Origin of the sequence: Haloprofundus salilacus (assembly GCF_020150815.1) — an archaeon.
Taxonomy (GTDB): Archaea; Halobacteriota; Halobacteria; order Halobacteriales; family Haloferacaceae; genus Haloprofundus; species Haloprofundus salilacus.
In genome coordinates this window covers 2,704,076-2,717,787 of the sequence record NZ_CP083723.1, presented here as the reverse complement: position 1 = coordinate 2,717,787, position 13,712 = coordinate 2,704,076, and the positions used below count along the sequence as shown (strand labels likewise).

General features: G+C 65.7%; 17 protein-coding genes and 1 pseudogene. 10 read left to right on the top strand and 8 right to left on the bottom strand.

Annotation, left to right across the window (positions count from 1 at the left end; all coding sequences use genetic code 11):
* Positions 1 to 76: 76 nt before the first annotated feature.
* Genes LAQ58_RS14060 through LAQ58_RS14050 form a run of 3 tightly spaced genes read left to right on the top strand, consistent with a single transcriptional unit; the run spans position 77 to position 1,500 of the window.
* Complete coding sequence (locus LAQ58_RS14060) at positions 77 to 352, top strand: glutathione S-transferase N-terminal domain-containing protein (RefSeq protein ID WP_224448073.1); 276 nt, start codon at positions 77 to 79, stop codon at positions 350 to 352.
* The gene (locus tag LAQ58_RS14055; protein WP_224448072.1) at positions 352 to 861 is read left to right on the top strand and encodes a redoxin domain-containing protein; all 510 of its coding nucleotides are present in this window, start codon (positions 352 to 354) and stop codon (positions 859 to 861) included. The genes LAQ58_RS14060 and LAQ58_RS14055 overlap by 1 nt, the downstream gene beginning before the upstream one ends.
* 51 nt (positions 862 to 912) lie before the next feature.
* Positions 913 to 1,500, top strand: coding sequence for an L-threonylcarbamoyladenylate synthase (locus LAQ58_RS14050; RefSeq protein ID WP_224448071.1), 588 nt, complete (start codon positions 913 to 915; stop codon positions 1,498 to 1,500).
* A gap of 55 nt (positions 1,501 to 1,555) precedes the next feature.
* On the opposite strand, the pseudogene LAQ58_RS14045 reads toward LAQ58_RS14050, so the two are convergent.
* Positions 1,556 to 2,224 (bottom strand): annotated as a pseudogene (locus LAQ58_RS14045) (CRISPR-associated protein Cas4).
* 208 nt (positions 2,225 to 2,432) lie between these two features.
* Positions 2,433 to 3,032 (bottom strand): conditioned medium-induced protein 4, encoded by a 600-nt coding sequence (locus LAQ58_RS14040; RefSeq protein WP_224448070.1) that lies wholly within the window; start codon positions 3,030 to 3,032, stop codon positions 2,433 to 2,435.
* A 107-nt stretch (positions 3,033 to 3,139) separates the two neighbouring features.
* Between LAQ58_RS14040 and LAQ58_RS14035 the strand changes: the two genes are divergently transcribed.
* The 4 genes from LAQ58_RS14035 to LAQ58_RS14020 all read left to right on the top strand — a co-directional run bounded on the left by LAQ58_RS14035 (position 3,140) and on the right by LAQ58_RS14020 (position 7,464).
* Positions 3,140 to 3,724, top strand: a complete 585-nt coding sequence (locus LAQ58_RS14035) for a biotin transporter BioY (protein WP_224448069.1) — start codon at positions 3,140 to 3,142, stop codon at positions 3,722 to 3,724.
* Positions 3,725 to 4,444 (top strand): energy-coupling factor ABC transporter ATP-binding protein, encoded by a 720-nt coding sequence (locus tag LAQ58_RS14030; RefSeq protein ID WP_224448068.1) that lies wholly within the window; start codon positions 3,725 to 3,727, stop codon positions 4,442 to 4,444.
* Complete coding sequence (locus tag LAQ58_RS14025) at positions 4,438 to 5,142, top strand: energy-coupling factor transporter transmembrane component T family protein (RefSeq protein WP_224448067.1); 705 nt, start codon at positions 4,438 to 4,440, stop codon at positions 5,140 to 5,142. Before LAQ58_RS14030 ends, LAQ58_RS14025 begins: the two co-directional genes overlap by 7 nt.
* Positions 5,143 to 5,307: 165 nt before the next feature.
* Positions 5,308 to 7,464 (top strand): heterodisulfide reductase-related iron-sulfur binding cluster, encoded by a 2,157-nt coding sequence (locus LAQ58_RS14020; protein ID WP_425490716.1) that lies wholly within the window; start codon positions 5,308 to 5,310, stop codon positions 7,462 to 7,464.
* A gap of 20 nt (positions 7,465 to 7,484) precedes the next feature.
* Here the strand turns inward: LAQ58_RS14020 and LAQ58_RS14015 are convergent, their stop codons facing one another.
* Together LAQ58_RS14015 and LAQ58_RS14010 are read right to left on the bottom strand one after the other, a co-directional pair.
* Positions 7,485 to 7,946, bottom strand: a complete 462-nt coding sequence (locus LAQ58_RS14015) for a ferritin-like domain-containing protein (protein WP_224448065.1) — start codon at positions 7,944 to 7,946, stop codon at positions 7,485 to 7,487.
* 99 nt (positions 7,947 to 8,045) lie between these two features.
* Entirely contained in the window at positions 8,046 to 8,366 is a 321-nt protein-coding gene (locus LAQ58_RS14010) for a 4Fe-4S dicluster domain-containing protein (protein WP_224448064.1), read from the bottom strand.
* A 203-nt stretch (positions 8,367 to 8,569) separates the two neighbouring features.
* Here LAQ58_RS14010 and LAQ58_RS14005 point away from each other — a divergent pair, with 203 nt between their 5' ends.
* The 3 genes from LAQ58_RS14005 (at position 8,570) to LAQ58_RS13995 (ending at position 10,178) form a co-directional block, all read left to right on the top strand.
* Positions 8,570 to 9,205, top strand: coding sequence for a hypothetical protein (locus tag LAQ58_RS14005; RefSeq protein ID WP_224448063.1), 636 nt, complete (start codon positions 8,570 to 8,572; stop codon positions 9,203 to 9,205).
* A gap of 94 nt (positions 9,206 to 9,299) precedes the next feature.
* The gene (locus LAQ58_RS14000) at positions 9,300 to 9,776 is read left to right on the top strand and encodes a cupin domain-containing protein (protein ID WP_224448062.1); all 477 of its coding nucleotides are present in this window, start codon (positions 9,300 to 9,302) and stop codon (positions 9,774 to 9,776) included.
* A 45-nt stretch (positions 9,777 to 9,821) separates the two neighbouring features.
* The gene (locus tag LAQ58_RS13995) at positions 9,822 to 10,178 is read left to right on the top strand and encodes a DCC1-like thiol-disulfide oxidoreductase family protein (protein ID WP_224448061.1); all 357 of its coding nucleotides are present in this window, start codon (positions 9,822 to 9,824) and stop codon (positions 10,176 to 10,178) included.
* Between the two features lie 61 nt (positions 10,179 to 10,239).
* Here LAQ58_RS13995 and LAQ58_RS13990 read toward each other — a convergent pair whose 3' ends face one another.
* From LAQ58_RS13990 to LAQ58_RS13975, 4 genes are all read right to left on the bottom strand, one after another.
* Positions 10,240 to 10,527 carry a DUF7853 family protein gene (locus LAQ58_RS13990; RefSeq protein ID WP_224448060.1) on the bottom strand — a complete coding sequence of 96 codons (288 nt, stop codon included), beginning with the start codon at positions 10,525 to 10,527 and terminating at the stop codon, positions 10,240 to 10,242.
* Between the two features lie 247 nt (positions 10,528 to 10,774).
* A complete protein-coding gene (locus LAQ58_RS13985) occupies positions 10,775 to 11,938 on the bottom strand; it encodes an acyl-CoA dehydrogenase family protein (protein WP_224448059.1) in 1,164 nt (387 codons plus the stop codon).
* 166 nt (positions 11,939 to 12,104) lie between these two features.
* Positions 12,105 to 12,815: a type 1 glutamine amidotransferase gene (locus LAQ58_RS13980; RefSeq protein ID WP_224448058.1), complete on the bottom strand. Its 711-nt coding sequence runs from the start codon at positions 12,813 to 12,815 to the stop codon at positions 12,105 to 12,107.
* A 72-nt stretch (positions 12,816 to 12,887) separates the two neighbouring features.
* On the bottom strand, positions 12,888 to 13,676 hold the full coding sequence (locus LAQ58_RS13975; RefSeq protein ID WP_224448057.1) for an alpha/beta fold hydrolase: 789 nt from the start codon (positions 13,674 to 13,676) through the stop codon (positions 12,888 to 12,890).
* Positions 13,677 to 13,712 lie beyond the last annotated feature (36 nt).

Genomic DNA, 13,712 nt, shown 5'->3' with positions numbered 1-13,712 from the left:
AATTAAGAGTTGTCCTCCCCTGCAGACGGGTTCCGCGAGCGAAGGGCTTAGGCCCCGAACGCCCCTACTCGATGGTATGTCCGACGAACCAGCGATTACCCTGTACCGACTGCAGGCCTGTCCGTACTGTGAGCGCGTCGTCCGCAAACTCCACGAGTACGACCTCGACTACCGGTCGCGGTTCGTCGAACCAATGCACTCTCAGCGCAACGTCGTCAAGCGAATCTCCGGGAAGCGCACCGTCCCGGCTATCGTCGACGAGAACACCGGACTGACGATGTCGGAGTCGGCGAACATCGTCGAGTATCTCGACAAGACGTACGGGAACGCCGAGAGCGGGGGTGCGGCGTAATGGTCGACTTCGAAGTCGTCGACCTGCCCGAAACCGACCACGTCGACGTGGGCGACACGGCACCGGAGTTCACCCGTCCGCTCGTCAACGCCGAGTACTGGGAGGACGCGTCTCTGTCGGACCTCACCGACGACGGCCCCGTCCTCCTCGTCTTCTACCCGATGGACGGTGCGTTCCCGGCGACGTACATGTGGAACGAGATGCGCGACCGACAGTGGGGTGAGAAACTCACCGTCGTCGGACTCTCCATCTCCTCGCCGTACGACCACAAGACGCTCATCAAGGAGCGGGGGATGGCGTACTCCCTGTTTTCGGACCCGCAGAACGACGTCGCTCGGGAGTACGGCGTCGAGAACGACCTCGACGGGATGGCGGGCGTGAGCGAGGCGCGACCCGCGGTGTTCCTGCTCGACGACGACCGGACCGTCGAGTACGCGTGGGTCGCCAGCGAGTGGCCCGACTTCCCCGACTACGACGAGGTCGAGGCGGCCATCGACGACCTCGTCTGAATCGCGACGCAGACGCAGTACGCTTTTTTGTCCGACCCGCAATCGACTGGTATGGATACTCTCGCCGACGCCGTCGTCGCCGTCGAACGCGGCGAGGCAGTCGTCTACCCTACCGAGACGGTGTACGGTCTCGGCGCGAACGCCCTCGACGCGGACGCCGTCGAGCGGGTGTTCGAGTTGAAAGGTCGCGCCCGCGACAACCCCCTATCGCTCGGCGTACCGTCCGTCGACGCGGCGCTGTCGTACGCCGATCCGACCGAGCGTGAGATTCGGTTCATGCGCGAGTTCCTCCCTGGACCGGTCACCGTCGTCACCGCCCGACGGCAGATGGTCCCCGACGCGCTCACCGCGGGACGCGAACGCGTCGGTATCCGCGTCCCGGACCACGAACTGGCGCTGGAACTCCTCGACGCGCTCGCGCCGACGCCGCTGACGGCGACGAGTGCGAACCGGAGCGGCGCCGGGAGCGTCCGCCGCGTCGACGAGCTCGACTCCCGAATCCGAGACGCGGTCGGCGCAGTTCTCGACGACGGCGAGACGCCCGGCACCGAGAGCACAGTGGTCGACGTGGGCGAGAACGTGATTCACCGCCGCGGCGCGCGCGCCGACGACATCGAGGCGTGGTTGGTGCGGGAGTGACGACGTGGCTGACGCGGGAATGACGCGACGCCGGCGGGCTACCCGGCGCTCGCGCTCACAGCCCGAACAGCGACCGGAGCGACCGGCTCTTGACGCCGCACTTCGACCGATACTCGCACGACGCGCACTTGTCGCTCCCGCGGAGTCGCGGTGGCGGGCCGTCTATCGACCGGACCGTCCGAACCGCAGTTCAGTACGCCGCCTTCGTTCGGGTCGTCGACCGGACCGTTAGGACGACGCCGACCGCCGGATACTCGACGAGCGCCCGCGGAATATCGCGTTCTACCTCCCACGATAGGGCTTTGGCCGCGGCGACGGTGCGCACCGTCTGCGGTTTCCAGACCCCATGCTCCGGGGAGTTTCCGGGCGAGACGAGCGTCGGTATCGGTGGGTCGTCCACCGGGTCACTCGGGAGAATCTTGTGCGCGGTGCCGCGGGCGTCCCTCCCGCGGAGCAGGCGGCCACGTTCGGCGGGATTGCAGAGTCCCGTCCACTTGTCGCGTTCGCGGAGCAGTTCGAGCGCCCCGCGGTACTCATTGGGTTCGACTGCGATGGGAAGCTCTCGAATCGCCTCGTCGTCGGCGTCCAGCAGTTCCTCGTAGCGAAATGCCAGCTCCCGAATTTCAGCGACCTCCGGCGGCGGCCCGCGCTCGTCGTCGCGGCGAGCGTAGTACAACTGCCACGGGCAGTACGTCACCCGCGCGAGTTCGGTGAACGTCGGCACGCGATTGGTTGGTCCCGTTCCGGTATTTGAATGTACGGGCGAATATGGCGTCTGCGGGTTAGTGCTGTCCGGAGAGGTCTACCAAGTCGTCGTACCGCGAGCGAGGCCCGAAGCCGAGCGAGCGGTCTTTTTCATCGCCGTTTTTCGAGGAGGGTTCCCGCAGCGTAGCAGAGCCACGCGAGGAAACCCGACGAAGAAAAAGGTCGGTTTAGAAGGAAACGTTCGTCTCGATGTCTTCGGTCGCCTCTTTCAGGCCGTCCTCGCGGGCGGTCTCGGCGAGGCGCGCTGAGAGGTCCGAGTCGGTAAGCAGTTCGGCGAACTCGTCGCGGAAGCGGTCGTTCGCCCGAGTCGACCGCTGGTCGGCTTCGACGATCGCTGAGTAGCGGCGAACGGTCGCCTCGTCGCTGTCGAGTTCGGCGGCCCGGTCGCGCATTGGCACGTCGTCGATGACGAGCGTCCGGAGTTCGTCGAGCGCGAACGGCGCGTCGCGGTCCGACTCGCTCACGAGGTGGAGATCCATCCGCGCGTCGAACACCTCGGACTCGTCGAGACCCAGTTCCGCCGCCAGTTCCTCGTCCGACTGCTCCTCGTAGAATCCGCGAACGATCCGCACGAGCGTCCCGGTTTCAAGGTTATTCGTGAATTCGTACCGATCCCGCATCCTCGTGACGAGTTCGTCGAGTCGCCGCTCGACGCGCTTCTCGTCTTCAGAGAGGGACCCCCGCTCCTCCTCCTGACTCTCCGTGACGGTGTCCGAACCGGTCGTATCGATGAAGATATCCCGGAGTTCCGCCGTCTTCTCGTCCATGGTGGCTATGAGACATCCCTAGCGTACAAAAGCCTACTGCCAAATCACACGGGATCCGGAATATCGTAAACCAGTGCGTTAAAGTAGGTTTACAAAACAGTCGAGTCATGGCCACATCGACAGATGGCGTCGAACTCGTCGGCGACGAGACGGCGAAGAACGTCGCCCGCGCCGCGCTGTTCGCGGCGCTGATGGGCGCGTTCGCGTACGTCTCGTTCCCGAATCCGTTCTCGCCAGCACCCGTCACGTTACAGGTTCTGGGCGTCTTCCTCGCCGGAATTATGCTCGGCCCCGTTTGGGGCGGCGCGGCGATGGTGCTGTATCTCGCCGCCGGTGCCGCGGGCGTCCCGGTGTTCGAGGGCGGCTCGGCCGGGTTCGGCTCGCTGCTGGCGGACCCGACGCTCGGTTACCTCTGGTCGTACCCGGTCGCGGCCGCGCTCGTCGGCGTCGTAGTCCACCGCGGCGTCGCGCTCCGAGACTACCGCGCGGCGAGCACGCCGCTGCTCGTCAGCGCAATGGTCGCCGGAACCGTCGTCATCTACGCCTTCGGGATGGCCGGATTAATGTTCGTCCTCGGCGTCGGCGTCGGCGAGGCGTTCGCCGTCGGCGCGGCGGCGTTCCTCCCCGCCGAGGCGCTAAAGATAGCCGCCGCCGTCGGCGTCGTCCGTTCGGACGCCATCGCCGCCGCGTAGATGATTCGGGTCCGAAACCTCTCGCACCGCTACGGCGACACCGTCGCCGTCGACGACGTCTCGCTCACCGTCGACGACGGCGAGTTCGTCCTCCTCGTCGGCGCGAACGGATCGGGGAAGACGACGCTCGTCCGCCACTTCAACGGCTTACTCAAACCGGACTCCGGGGAGGTGTCGATAGACGGGACGCCCGTGAGTGACGATTTAGTCGCTGCCCGAACCGCCGTCGGCATGGTGTTTCAGGACCCGCGCGACCAACTCGTCGCGGCGACCGTCGGCGCGGACGTGGCGTTCGGCCCGGAGAACCTCGGTCTCCCGCGGACCGAAATCGACCGCCGCGTCGACGCCGCGCTCGCGGCGGTGAACCTAGCGGGAAGAACAGACGACCGCGTCGCCGACCTCTCGGGCGGCGAGCGCGAACGCGTCGCCGTCGCAGGCGCGCTGGCGATGGAACCGACGCACCTCGTACTGGACGAACCGTTCACCGGTCTCGACGAACCCGCGCGGCGCTCGGTGCTCGACCGCCTCCGTGCGCTCCACGCCGAGGGAACGAGCGTCGTCGTCGTCACCCACGACCTTCGCGACCTGTTCTCGCTCGCCGACCGGATCGTAGGGATGGTCGAGGGACGAATCGTCGTCGACGACGACCCCGAATCGTCGTCGGTTCGCGAGTCGCTCGCCGAACTCGACGTGCGCGTCCCGCCTGCTGACTCGTGCTGAGCTACATCCCCGACGAGTCGCTCGCCCACCGCCTCGACCCGCGGACGAAACTGCTCGTCCAGTTCGCCTTCGTCGCCGCCGCGTTCGCCCACGAGACGCCTCGCGGTCTCCTCGTGCTCTCGGCAGTGACCGCTGCGCTTCTCGCCTCGGCGGGACTCTCACCGCCGACGGCGGTTCGAGAGTACCGGTTCGTCCTCCCGTATCTCGTCGCCGGACCGCTCGTCTCAGCGCTGACGCTCGGGCCGCCGTGGATAGTTGTCGCCGACGCTCGCGAACCTGCCCTCGCGAGCTATCGCGCGCTGTTGGTCCTCTTCGTCACCGCGGCCTACGTCCGGTCGACGCCCGTCCGCGACACGAGAGCAGCCATCCAGCGCACCGTCCCCGGCAAACTCGGGCAGTTCCTCGGAATGGGTATCGCGCTAGTGTTTCGGTTCTTTCCGCTTCTGCTCTCGGACGTGCGACGAACGCGCGAGGCGATGGCCGCCCGACTCGGCGACGAGCGCCCGGTCGTGGAGCGGATTCGACTTACGACGACTGCGGGACTGAACCGCGCGTTCGATCGAGCCGACCGACTCTCACTCGCGCTCCGCGCCCGCTGTTTCGCGTGGAACCCGACGCTTCCGACGCTCCGATTCGGCCGCCTCGACCTGCTGGGATTTGCCGTCGCGGCAGTTCTTGCCGCGTGGGCGCTCGTCTGACCGCCACGCTGTCTGTGGCTCCCACTCGCTTCACGCTCTCGCACGGCGAAACGGGTGGCAAGATTTAACCGGTCCGTACCCCGGTGATTGAGTATGATAGATTTGCAGGTGGGCGGCACAGTCGGGCCGTCTCCGGGCGCTCCAGCGACGCTCCTGCAGTCGGGGATGCCGACGCGGGAGACGTTCTGGACCATCAGCTACGTCGGCGAGGCGGTCTTCTACTGGCTGGCGGCGCTGGTACTCCTCGTCTTCGCCTACGGCGTCTACGAGCGGTTCGCCCGCTACACTCGCGGGAGCGAGGACCCCGTCGACCGCCTCGCGGACCTCCCCGAGCGAGTCACGACGGCGGCGCGAATCGTCCTCTCGAACGAGAAACAGTTCGATCGCGACCTCTACGCGGGCGTGATGCACGCGTTCATCCTCTGGGGCTTTCTGACGCTGTTCATCGGTACGTCGATTCTCGCCGTCGACATGGACATCTGGACGAAACTCCTCGGTCGGGAGTCGTTCTTCGTCGGCGACTTCTACCTCTCGTACTCGCTGGTGATGGACGCGATGGGCTTCCTGTTCGTCGTCGGCGTCGGGATGGCGCTGTACCGACGCTACGGCGTTCGCCACGACCGTCTCTGGGGGAAACACACCTCACTCGAGGACGACGCGTTCATCTGGACGCTGTTTCTGCTCGGCGTCGGCGGCTACCTTATCGAAGGACTTCGCATCGTCGGCACCGGGTTCCCCGACTTCGAGACGGTGAGCTTCGTCGGCTACTTCCTCGCGCTGGTGTTCGACGGCGCGGGGATCTCCGCCGGACAAGCCGAGTCGCTCTACTGGTTCGGCTGGTGGAGCCACGCGCTCCTCGCGCTCGGGTTCATCGCGTGGATTCCGTACGCCAAGCCGTTCCACATGCTCTCGTCGTTCGCCAACGTCGTCACCCGCGACGAGAAGGCCGGGAAGCGCCTCCCGAGCGTCCCTGCCGACCTTGACCACGTCAACGCCGAATCCATCGACGACTTCTCCTGGAAGGAGATTCTCGATCAGGACGCCTGCACGAAGTGCGGTCGCTGCTCATCGGTCTGTCCCGCGAAAGCGTCGGGTCGGCCGCTCGACCCGCGCGACGTAATCCTCGACCTGAAGAGCTACCGCGAGTCGCTTGACGCCGGCGAGACCGAGCAGAAACCCATTATCGCCGACGGCGGTGAGTCGGTCGTCGCCGCCGAGACGATGGAGTCGTGCATGGCCTGCATGGCCTGCATGGATGCCTGTCCAGTCGAAATCGAGCACCTCGCCTCGTTCACCCGGATGAACCGCCAGCTCACCGACGAGGGCGCGGTGCAGTCGAACATGCAGGACGTCTTTGGGAATTTGATGCAGAAGGGGAACACGTTCGGTGACCCGCCGCGCAAGCGCGCCGACTGGGCCGCCGACCTCGACTTCGAGCTTACGGACGCCCGTGAGGAGGAGGTCGAGTTCCTCTGGTACGTCGGCGACTACCCGAGCTACGACGACCGCAACAAGAAGGTCGCGCGCTCGCTCGCCACTCTGTTCGAGCGCGCAGGTGTCTCCTTCGGCATCCTCTTCGACGACGAGAAGTTCGACGGCAACGACATCCGCCGCGTCGGCGAGGAGTTCCTCTTTCTCGAACTGGCGGGCCACCACGTCGAGACGTTCGAGGACTGCGAGTTCGAGAAAATCGTCTGCACGGACCCGCACTCGTACAACACGATGAAGAACGAGTACCCCGAGATCGACTTCGCGGAGTTCGCCGACGACCCCGTGATGCCGTTCGAGTACGACGACTACTGGAACCAGGGAGGCGAAACTCCGGTGTACCACTGGTCGCAGGTCGTCGAGCAGCTCGTCGGCGACGGTCGCCTCGGACTCGACGGGACGGAACTCGACTACACAGTCACCTACCACGACCCGTGCCACCTCGGCCGCTACAACGACGTGTACGAGGCCCCGCGCGACATCATCCGAGCGACGGGCTGCGACCTCTACGAGATGCCGCGCAACCGCGCCGATTCGTTCTGCTGCGGCGGCGGCGGTGGCGGTCTCTGGATGGAGTTCGACGAGGAACCGAAACCGAGCGAGGAGCGACTCCGCGAGGCGCTCGAAGACACCGAGGCGGGCTCGGCAGTCGAAAAGTTCGTCGTCGCGTGTCCGATGTGCATGACGATGTACGAGGACGGGAGAAAAACCGGCGACTTCGAAGACGACATCGAAATCGTTGACGTGGCCGAACTGCTCATCGAAGCGCTCGACGCGAAAGAAGCGCGAGCGTCGTCGGTCGGCGAGGATACGCGTCCGGCGACGGCCGACTGACCCGACTTATCCGCCGTCTCTCACGCTCGGTCGCCCTTGTACTCCTTTTTGAACCCGCGGAACTCGGTGCGGTGGGCCTCTTCGTCGGTGAGGATGGTGACGCCGATACCCTCGGTGACGGGGTCGCCGGCTTCCTCGGCCAGCTTGATGAGCGAGCGGTACGTCTCGATGGCGTCCTCCTCGGCGTCGAGTACGCCGTCGATGACCGAGAACACGTCCGTCGTGTCCTCCGGCGGTTGGAGCGTCTCCTGTCGGGGCTCGAACTCGGCGGAGCCCGGCGGCTGCTCCTCGAGCTGTTTGAGGCGCTCGCCGAGCATCTCCGCGTGGTTAAGTTCCTCTTGGATGTCCTCGCGGAGCGACTCCTTGACTTCCTCGGCGCTCACACCGTCGAGAACTATGGAGTTCGTCAGGTAGTTCATCACCGTCTCTATCTCGTCCAGGTACGCCTGCTTCAGCGTGTCCGTGACTTCTTCGTTGGTCATACACCAGTGAGTGCCACAGCCGTCGTTATCTAACTGGGCACCGGTCGCTCACGCGGACTCTCGTCTCGAGACTACCGACGCGCGGAGAAAGGTGGGTCCTCAGTCGCGACTGGCGTCCACGTCGATGGCGTCGACGGGGCAGATGTCGACGCAGAGCATGCAGTCGATACACTGGTCCTCGTAGGTCGGTTCGACCTTCTTCTCGCTCTCGGGGTGGTCCGGCGTGTCCACCCACGTGAACACGTCGACCGGGCAGTTTTCGAGGCACGCGCCGTCGGCGATACAGATGTCGTAGTCGACGGCGACGTGGGTGCCGTGGATGCCGAGTTTCTCCGGCGGCTCGACCGGTCCCCAGACGTCGACGCCGTTCTCCTTGCCGACTTTTTGCCGATTTGCATCGAAGTTCGGGTCGATTCCCATTGTCGAACAGTGGGCGAGTCAGCTACTTAAGGGCACGTCTCCGCGAACGGAGTGAGCGGACGGCTCGCCACGAGCGAAGGAGAGAGACGGCGTCTCCGCTCGCGACCAGTCGCTCGGGGAGCGGAACGTCCGATTGCACAGAACGCCGGCTTATGTCGGCACGTGACGTTACCATCTATGATTCATCCGAATCAGTGGTCTCAATGCAATCAACTACCGAATTAACGTCGAGCGCGACCGGTCGCTCTCGAATGCTCGGCGGCGCGGCCATCGTCGGCGGAGTCGTCCTCCTCGCGTCGATGCTGGCCTCCTCAGTGTACCCGCAGGCCGATGAGATTCCGGGCACCGCACTCTACGCGGCGCTGTACGTCACCTGGACCGTCGGTGCGATACTCCTCGCTATCGGCGCAATCGCGGCTCTCTCCCGGTTCGGCGGCGCACTCGGCCGCCTCGGCGTCGCGGGCGTCGCGCTGGCGGCGCTCGGCTTCCTGTCGATGACCGTCGGCGGGACGATGAACTACCTGGACGCGAACCCGGCAGCCCCGAACCTGCCAGGGGGCCCGTTCGCGTTCCTCGGCCTGCTCGTCGCCATCGTCGGGAGCGCCGTCGTCGGCGTCGCGCTCTGGCGCTCGGGCGTCGCGAAATCCGCGGCGGCGCTGGCGATCGTCGCGCCCGTGGTCTTCGCGGCGGCGCTGGCGCTCGGCCCGACGGTCGCCATCGCCGGAATCGATGTCCTCTTCGGCGTGTTCGCGGTCGCGTTCTGCGCCGCGTGGGTGCTCCTCGGCCGCGAGGAGACGCGTACCCCGCGTATCGCCGAAACGTCCTCCCCGTCGGTCTGACCGACGGGTGCCCGTTTTTCGCTCTCGTTTTTGCCTCTCTCGCATGCTCGCCCGTCTCAGTCGGATTGATAGCTACTGGCGACGAATCCAGCGTATGGAACCAGTCAACGAAGCGGACCTCGACTGGACCGAAACCGACCGTGCCGACACCCACTTTCGCCGAAAGAAACTCGCCAGCGCCGCCGGCGGCGAGTGTCTTGGCTGCAGCCTCTACGAACTCCCGCCCGGCGGCAACTCGTGGCCCTACCACTACCACACGGGCAACGAGGAGGCCATCTACGTGCTCTCGGGTCGCGGGACGCTTCGTCTCGACGGCGACGAACAAGACATACGCGAGGGCGATTACGCCGCGCTTCCGGCGGGGGCGAAGGGCGGCCACCGCGTCGTCAACGACTCCGACGGGTCACTGCGCTACCTGATGGTGTCGACGATGAACGACCCGGACGTGAGCGTCTACCCCGAGTCGGGCAAGATCGGCATCTTCGCGGGGTCGGCCCCCGGCAGCGACGACCCCCGAACGGTCGAGGGCTACTACCGCCGCGACGACTCCGTCAGCTACTGGGACGAGTGAAGAAGAACTGGGAGGACTAAGACGACAGCGACCCAAGAAGAGCGTATGTCCGTGCCGCGCCTCGTGTACGACGACGACTGCGGATTCTGTACGTGGTGCGCCGTCGTCGCGGACCGCTACGGCGAGTTCGAGGTAGTCGGGTTCGCGGAACTCACCGACGAGCAACGCGCTCGCCTCCCCGACGACTACGAGAAGTGCGCGCATCTGTTCACCGAGGATACCGTTTACTCCTGCGGAGCGGCCACGGAGCGGGCGCTCGCGGAGTTACATCCACTCTTCGAAGCGTCGTTTTCGGTGCTGCGGCGGATACCCGCTTATCCGGCGGTTCGCGAGCGCCTCTACCGGTGGGCCGCCGACCGGCGGGCGCTCTGGGGACGCGTCGTGAGTCGGTCGTCGGTATGACGGCGGCCCCGAACCAAATGGTGTCGGGTTCTCCACCCGGTGCGGGGACCGAGAGGGGGCGTTACTGAATCGCGCGACGAATGTAGTCGAGAGCGGCTTCGCCGGGCTCGACGTCACGCTCGGGGGCGGACTCCAGATACGTCGCGAGCATCTGTCGGAGTCTGCGGAGTTCGCTGTCGGTGAAGGTTTCGTCCTCTTCGACTTTCTCGCGGAGGGCGTTTTCCTGTACCGGCTTTTTGCCGGTGTCGAGCGTGCGCTCGATGGCCGCGAGAACGGCTGCGTGGACGACCCACGACTCGGCGTGCGTGAGGTCGAGTTCGGCTGAGCCGTTGTACGCTGGAGTGGTCATGGCTCGCTCGTCGCTACGTCGTCAACAGGTAAAGACTCCCCGTCCGTGTCGCAATCGAAACGTACATCATTCTTCGGCGACGGTGCCCGATTCCCAACGTCTATGGCCCATCTGCGAAAACTGATTCAAAAATTGACTGTAAGTTAGTCAGACTGTTCGTTCGCTCGAACACCGATGTCTCTCTGTGGTATCCGACTTGAGAGCCGAAATCCCGGCTTTTCACCGCAATTACGGTGATTTTCGACGCCTACTCGAACGCCGAAATCCCGGTCAGATCCTTCCCCAGGACCAGCGTGTGGATGTCGTGGGTCCCCTCGTAGGTGTACACCGTCTCCAGATTCGCGAGGTGACGCATCGGCGAATAGTCGGTCGTGATGCCGTTGCCGCCGAGCATCTCGCGGGCGACGCGGGCCTGGTCGCGAGCCATCTGGACGTTGTTTCGCTTCGCCATCGACACCTGCTCGGGCCGCAGGTCGCCGCGCTCTTTCAGGTCGGCGAGGCGGTACGCGAGCAGTTGGCTCGTCGTTATCTGCGTCGCCATCTCGGCGAGTTTCTGCTGTTGTATCTGGAAGCGCGCGATGGGACCGCCGAACTGCTCTCGGTCGGTCGCGTACTGCCGCGCCGTCTCGAAGCAGTCGCGCGCCGAACCCACCGCGCCCCACGCGATGCCGAACCGCGCCTGCGTCAGACAGGAGAGCGGGCCTTTCAGCCCCTCAACGCCCGGCAGGACGTTTTCCTCGGGGATGCGAACGTCGTTGAGACCGATCTCGCCCGTGACCGAGGCGCGCATCGAGAGTTTCTCCTCGATTTTGTTCGTCGTCACGCCGTCGCGGTCGGTTTCGACGAGGAAGCCGCGAACCGGCGCGTCTTCGGCCGAACTGTCGCGCGCCCAGACCACGGCCACGTCCGCGATGGGCGAGTTCGTGATCCACGTCTTCGAGCCGTTGAGGACGTACTCGTCGCCGTCAGCCTCCGCGCGCGTTTCCATCCCGCTGGGATCGGAGCCGTGGTTCGGTTCCGTGAGACCGAAACAGCCGACGGCCTCGCCCGTCCCGAGGTTCGGCAGCCAGCGCTCCTTCTGCTCCTCTGAGCCGTAGGCGTGAATCGGATACATGACGAGCGCGCCCTGCACGCTCGCCATCGACCGGATGCCCGCGTCGCCGGCCTCCAACTCCTGCATCAGGAGACCGTAGGCGCGCTCGCCCACGTTCGGGAGACCGTAGCCGTCGAGGTTCGGCGCGTAGAAGCCCAACTCGCCCATCTCGGGGATGAGTTCCTCGGGGAACGTCCCCGCCTCGTAGTGGTCGCCGATCTCCGGTTTCACCTTCTCTTCGACAAACCGGCGGGCGGTGTCGCGAATCATCCGCTCCTCCTCCTCGAGGTCGGCCTCTAAATCCACGTAATCGAGCATGTACAACTCTGCGCGGCGTCGTGTGAAAAAGCGTTCGCAAGTGTTGCCTGTTGACGTGGCGAATGGGGAGAGTATACGGTTCGCACGACCGACGATTCGGTGCCGAATCTGGCATCAAATCCCCGAGTACGGCATCAACTCGCCGAATCTGGCTTCAGTTCGCCACTCAGACTTCCACCGACCGCGCCCGCTCCTCGCGGACGCGCTCGGCGTGCGCGACGAAGTTGTCGAACAACTGCTTGGCTTCGCAGGCGGCGTCGAACTGCTCAGTCGTGATGTTCGCGAGCACCTCGTCGACCCGGTCGTCGCCGAGGCGTTCGCGCTTGCCGTCGGTCACTTCGCGGGCCGTTTCCACGTCGTACTCGGGGTGGAACTGCACGCCGTAGCTGTTGCCCTTCCGGAAGGCGTGGACGCCGAACTCGTTTTTCGCCAGCAGTTCCGCACCCGGCGGCAGTTCGAGGACGGCGTCGCCGTGAGTCGTGAAGACGGTGAAGCGCTCTTCGATGCCGTCGAACAGCGGGTCGTTCTCGAGGTGTTCGACCTCGTTGTAGCCGATCTCGAACTCGTCCATCCCGCCGACGCGGCCGCCGAGTGCCTCCGCGAGCACCTGGTGGCCGTAGCAGACGCCGAGAACCGGAACTCCCCGCTCCGCGGCGTCGGCGACGTAGTCGACGAGCGGCGGAATCCACGCCTCGTCCCAGTAGACGGAGGCCCGAGAGCCGGTGACGACGACACCGTCGTACTCGTAATCGTCGGGGAGTTCGCCCTCGCTGGCGGCGAACTCGACGAGGTCCGCGTTGAGTTCGCGTCTGAAGTTCCGTCTGGTACTACCGGTGCCGTGAGAGGCGTCGAGAAGCGCGAAGCGAAGTCCGCTCATGCTGGAAATCAGTTCCTCGGGGGTGAAAGGCGTTGCGTCGGGGCGAATCCTGCCGCCGTCTGTCGTCTCCAGCTACAGGTACTCCGCGTCGGCCTGCTCCTCAAGAAACGCCAGCAGTTGGTCGTTCACGTCCTTCGACGCTTCGACGCCGACGAGGTGGCCCGTGCCGTCGACGGCGCCGAACGTGCCGTGCGGGAGACCGTCGGCGAGTTTTCGTCCCCGTTCGATCGGCCACGTCGAATCTGCCGTCCCGTGCAGCACGAGCGCCGGTGTCGTCACCTCGTACAGTCGGTCGCTCACGTCGAACTGATCGACCGCGGCCGCCTGCGCTTCCCACGCGCGCGGCGACGCGTCGTCGTCGGCGCGCCACGCTGCGATCTGGTCGACGACCTCCGGTTGCTCGCTCACGAACTCCTCGGAGAGCGCCGCTTCCGTCACACGCCGGAGGTCGTCGCGATCCGTCGGGTCCCCGTACAGTGTCCCCAACTCGAGGTCCGCACCCGCCGCGGCGGTGGCCAGAAGCGTCAGACTCGCGACGCGGTTCGACGAGAGCGCCGCCTGGAGCGCGACCATCCCGCCCAACCCCGCGCCGACGAGGTGCGCCTTCCGGACGCCGCGGTCTGCGAGGACGACTTCGAGGTCCTGCGCCAGTTCGCCGACGGTGTACGGGCCGTCGGGTGTGTCCGACCGTCCGACGCCGCGCTGATCGTAGACGAGACTCTCGAAGGGGCCGGCGACGACGGCGTGTTGCCAGCCCCACTGCCACGCGCCGTAGCCCGCGTCGCCAACGAAGGCGACCGTTTCTCCCTCGCCGTCGGTGTCGTAGTAGAGCGAGACGCCGCCGTTCGTTGCAGTAGCCATTGTCGACTCCTTGGTCGTCGACACCGTCAGCGTTGC

Coding starts and splice junctions, on each gene's coding strand:
- LAQ58_RS14060 (WP_224448073.1), top strand. CDS start 77: ATGTCCGACGAACCAGCGATTACCCTGTACCGACTGCAGGCCTGTCCG.
- LAQ58_RS14055 (WP_224448072.1), top strand. CDS start 352: ATGGTCGACTTCGAAGTCGTCGACCTGCCCGAAACCGACCACGTCGAC.
- LAQ58_RS14050 (WP_224448071.1), top strand. CDS start 913: ATGGATACTCTCGCCGACGCCGTCGTCGCCGTCGAACGCGGCGAGGCA.
- LAQ58_RS14040 (WP_224448070.1), bottom strand. CDS start 3,032: ATGGACGAGAAGACGGCGGAACTCCGGGATATCTTCATCGATACGACC.
- LAQ58_RS14035 (WP_224448069.1), top strand. CDS start 3,140: ATGGCCACATCGACAGATGGCGTCGAACTCGTCGGCGACGAGACGGCG.
- LAQ58_RS14030 (WP_224448068.1), top strand. CDS start 3,725: ATGATTCGGGTCCGAAACCTCTCGCACCGCTACGGCGACACCGTCGCC.
- LAQ58_RS14020 (WP_425490716.1), top strand. CDS start 5,308: ATGCCGACGCGGGAGACGTTCTGGACCATCAGCTACGTCGGCGAGGCG.
- LAQ58_RS14015 (WP_224448065.1), bottom strand. CDS start 7,946: ATGACCAACGAAGAAGTCACGGACACGCTGAAGCAGGCGTACCTGGAC.
- LAQ58_RS14010 (WP_224448064.1), bottom strand. CDS start 8,366: ATGGGAATCGACCCGAACTTCGATGCAAATCGGCAAAAAGTCGGCAAG.
- LAQ58_RS14005 (WP_224448063.1), top strand. CDS start 8,570: ATGCAATCAACTACCGAATTAACGTCGAGCGCGACCGGTCGCTCTCGA.
- LAQ58_RS14000 (WP_224448062.1), top strand. CDS start 9,300: ATGGAACCAGTCAACGAAGCGGACCTCGACTGGACCGAAACCGACCGT.
- LAQ58_RS13995 (WP_224448061.1), top strand. CDS start 9,822: ATGTCCGTGCCGCGCCTCGTGTACGACGACGACTGCGGATTCTGTACG.
- LAQ58_RS13990 (WP_224448060.1), bottom strand. CDS start 10,527: ATGACCACTCCAGCGTACAACGGCTCAGCCGAACTCGACCTCACGCAC.
- LAQ58_RS13985 (WP_224448059.1), bottom strand. CDS start 11,938: ATGCTCGATTACGTGGATTTAGAGGCCGACCTCGAGGAGGAGGAGCGG.
- LAQ58_RS13980 (WP_224448058.1), bottom strand. CDS start 12,815: ATGAGCGGACTTCGCTTCGCGCTTCTCGACGCCTCTCACGGCACCGGT.
- LAQ58_RS13975 (WP_224448057.1), bottom strand. CDS start 13,676: ATGGCTACTGCAACGAACGGCGGCGTCTCGCTCTACTACGACACCGAC.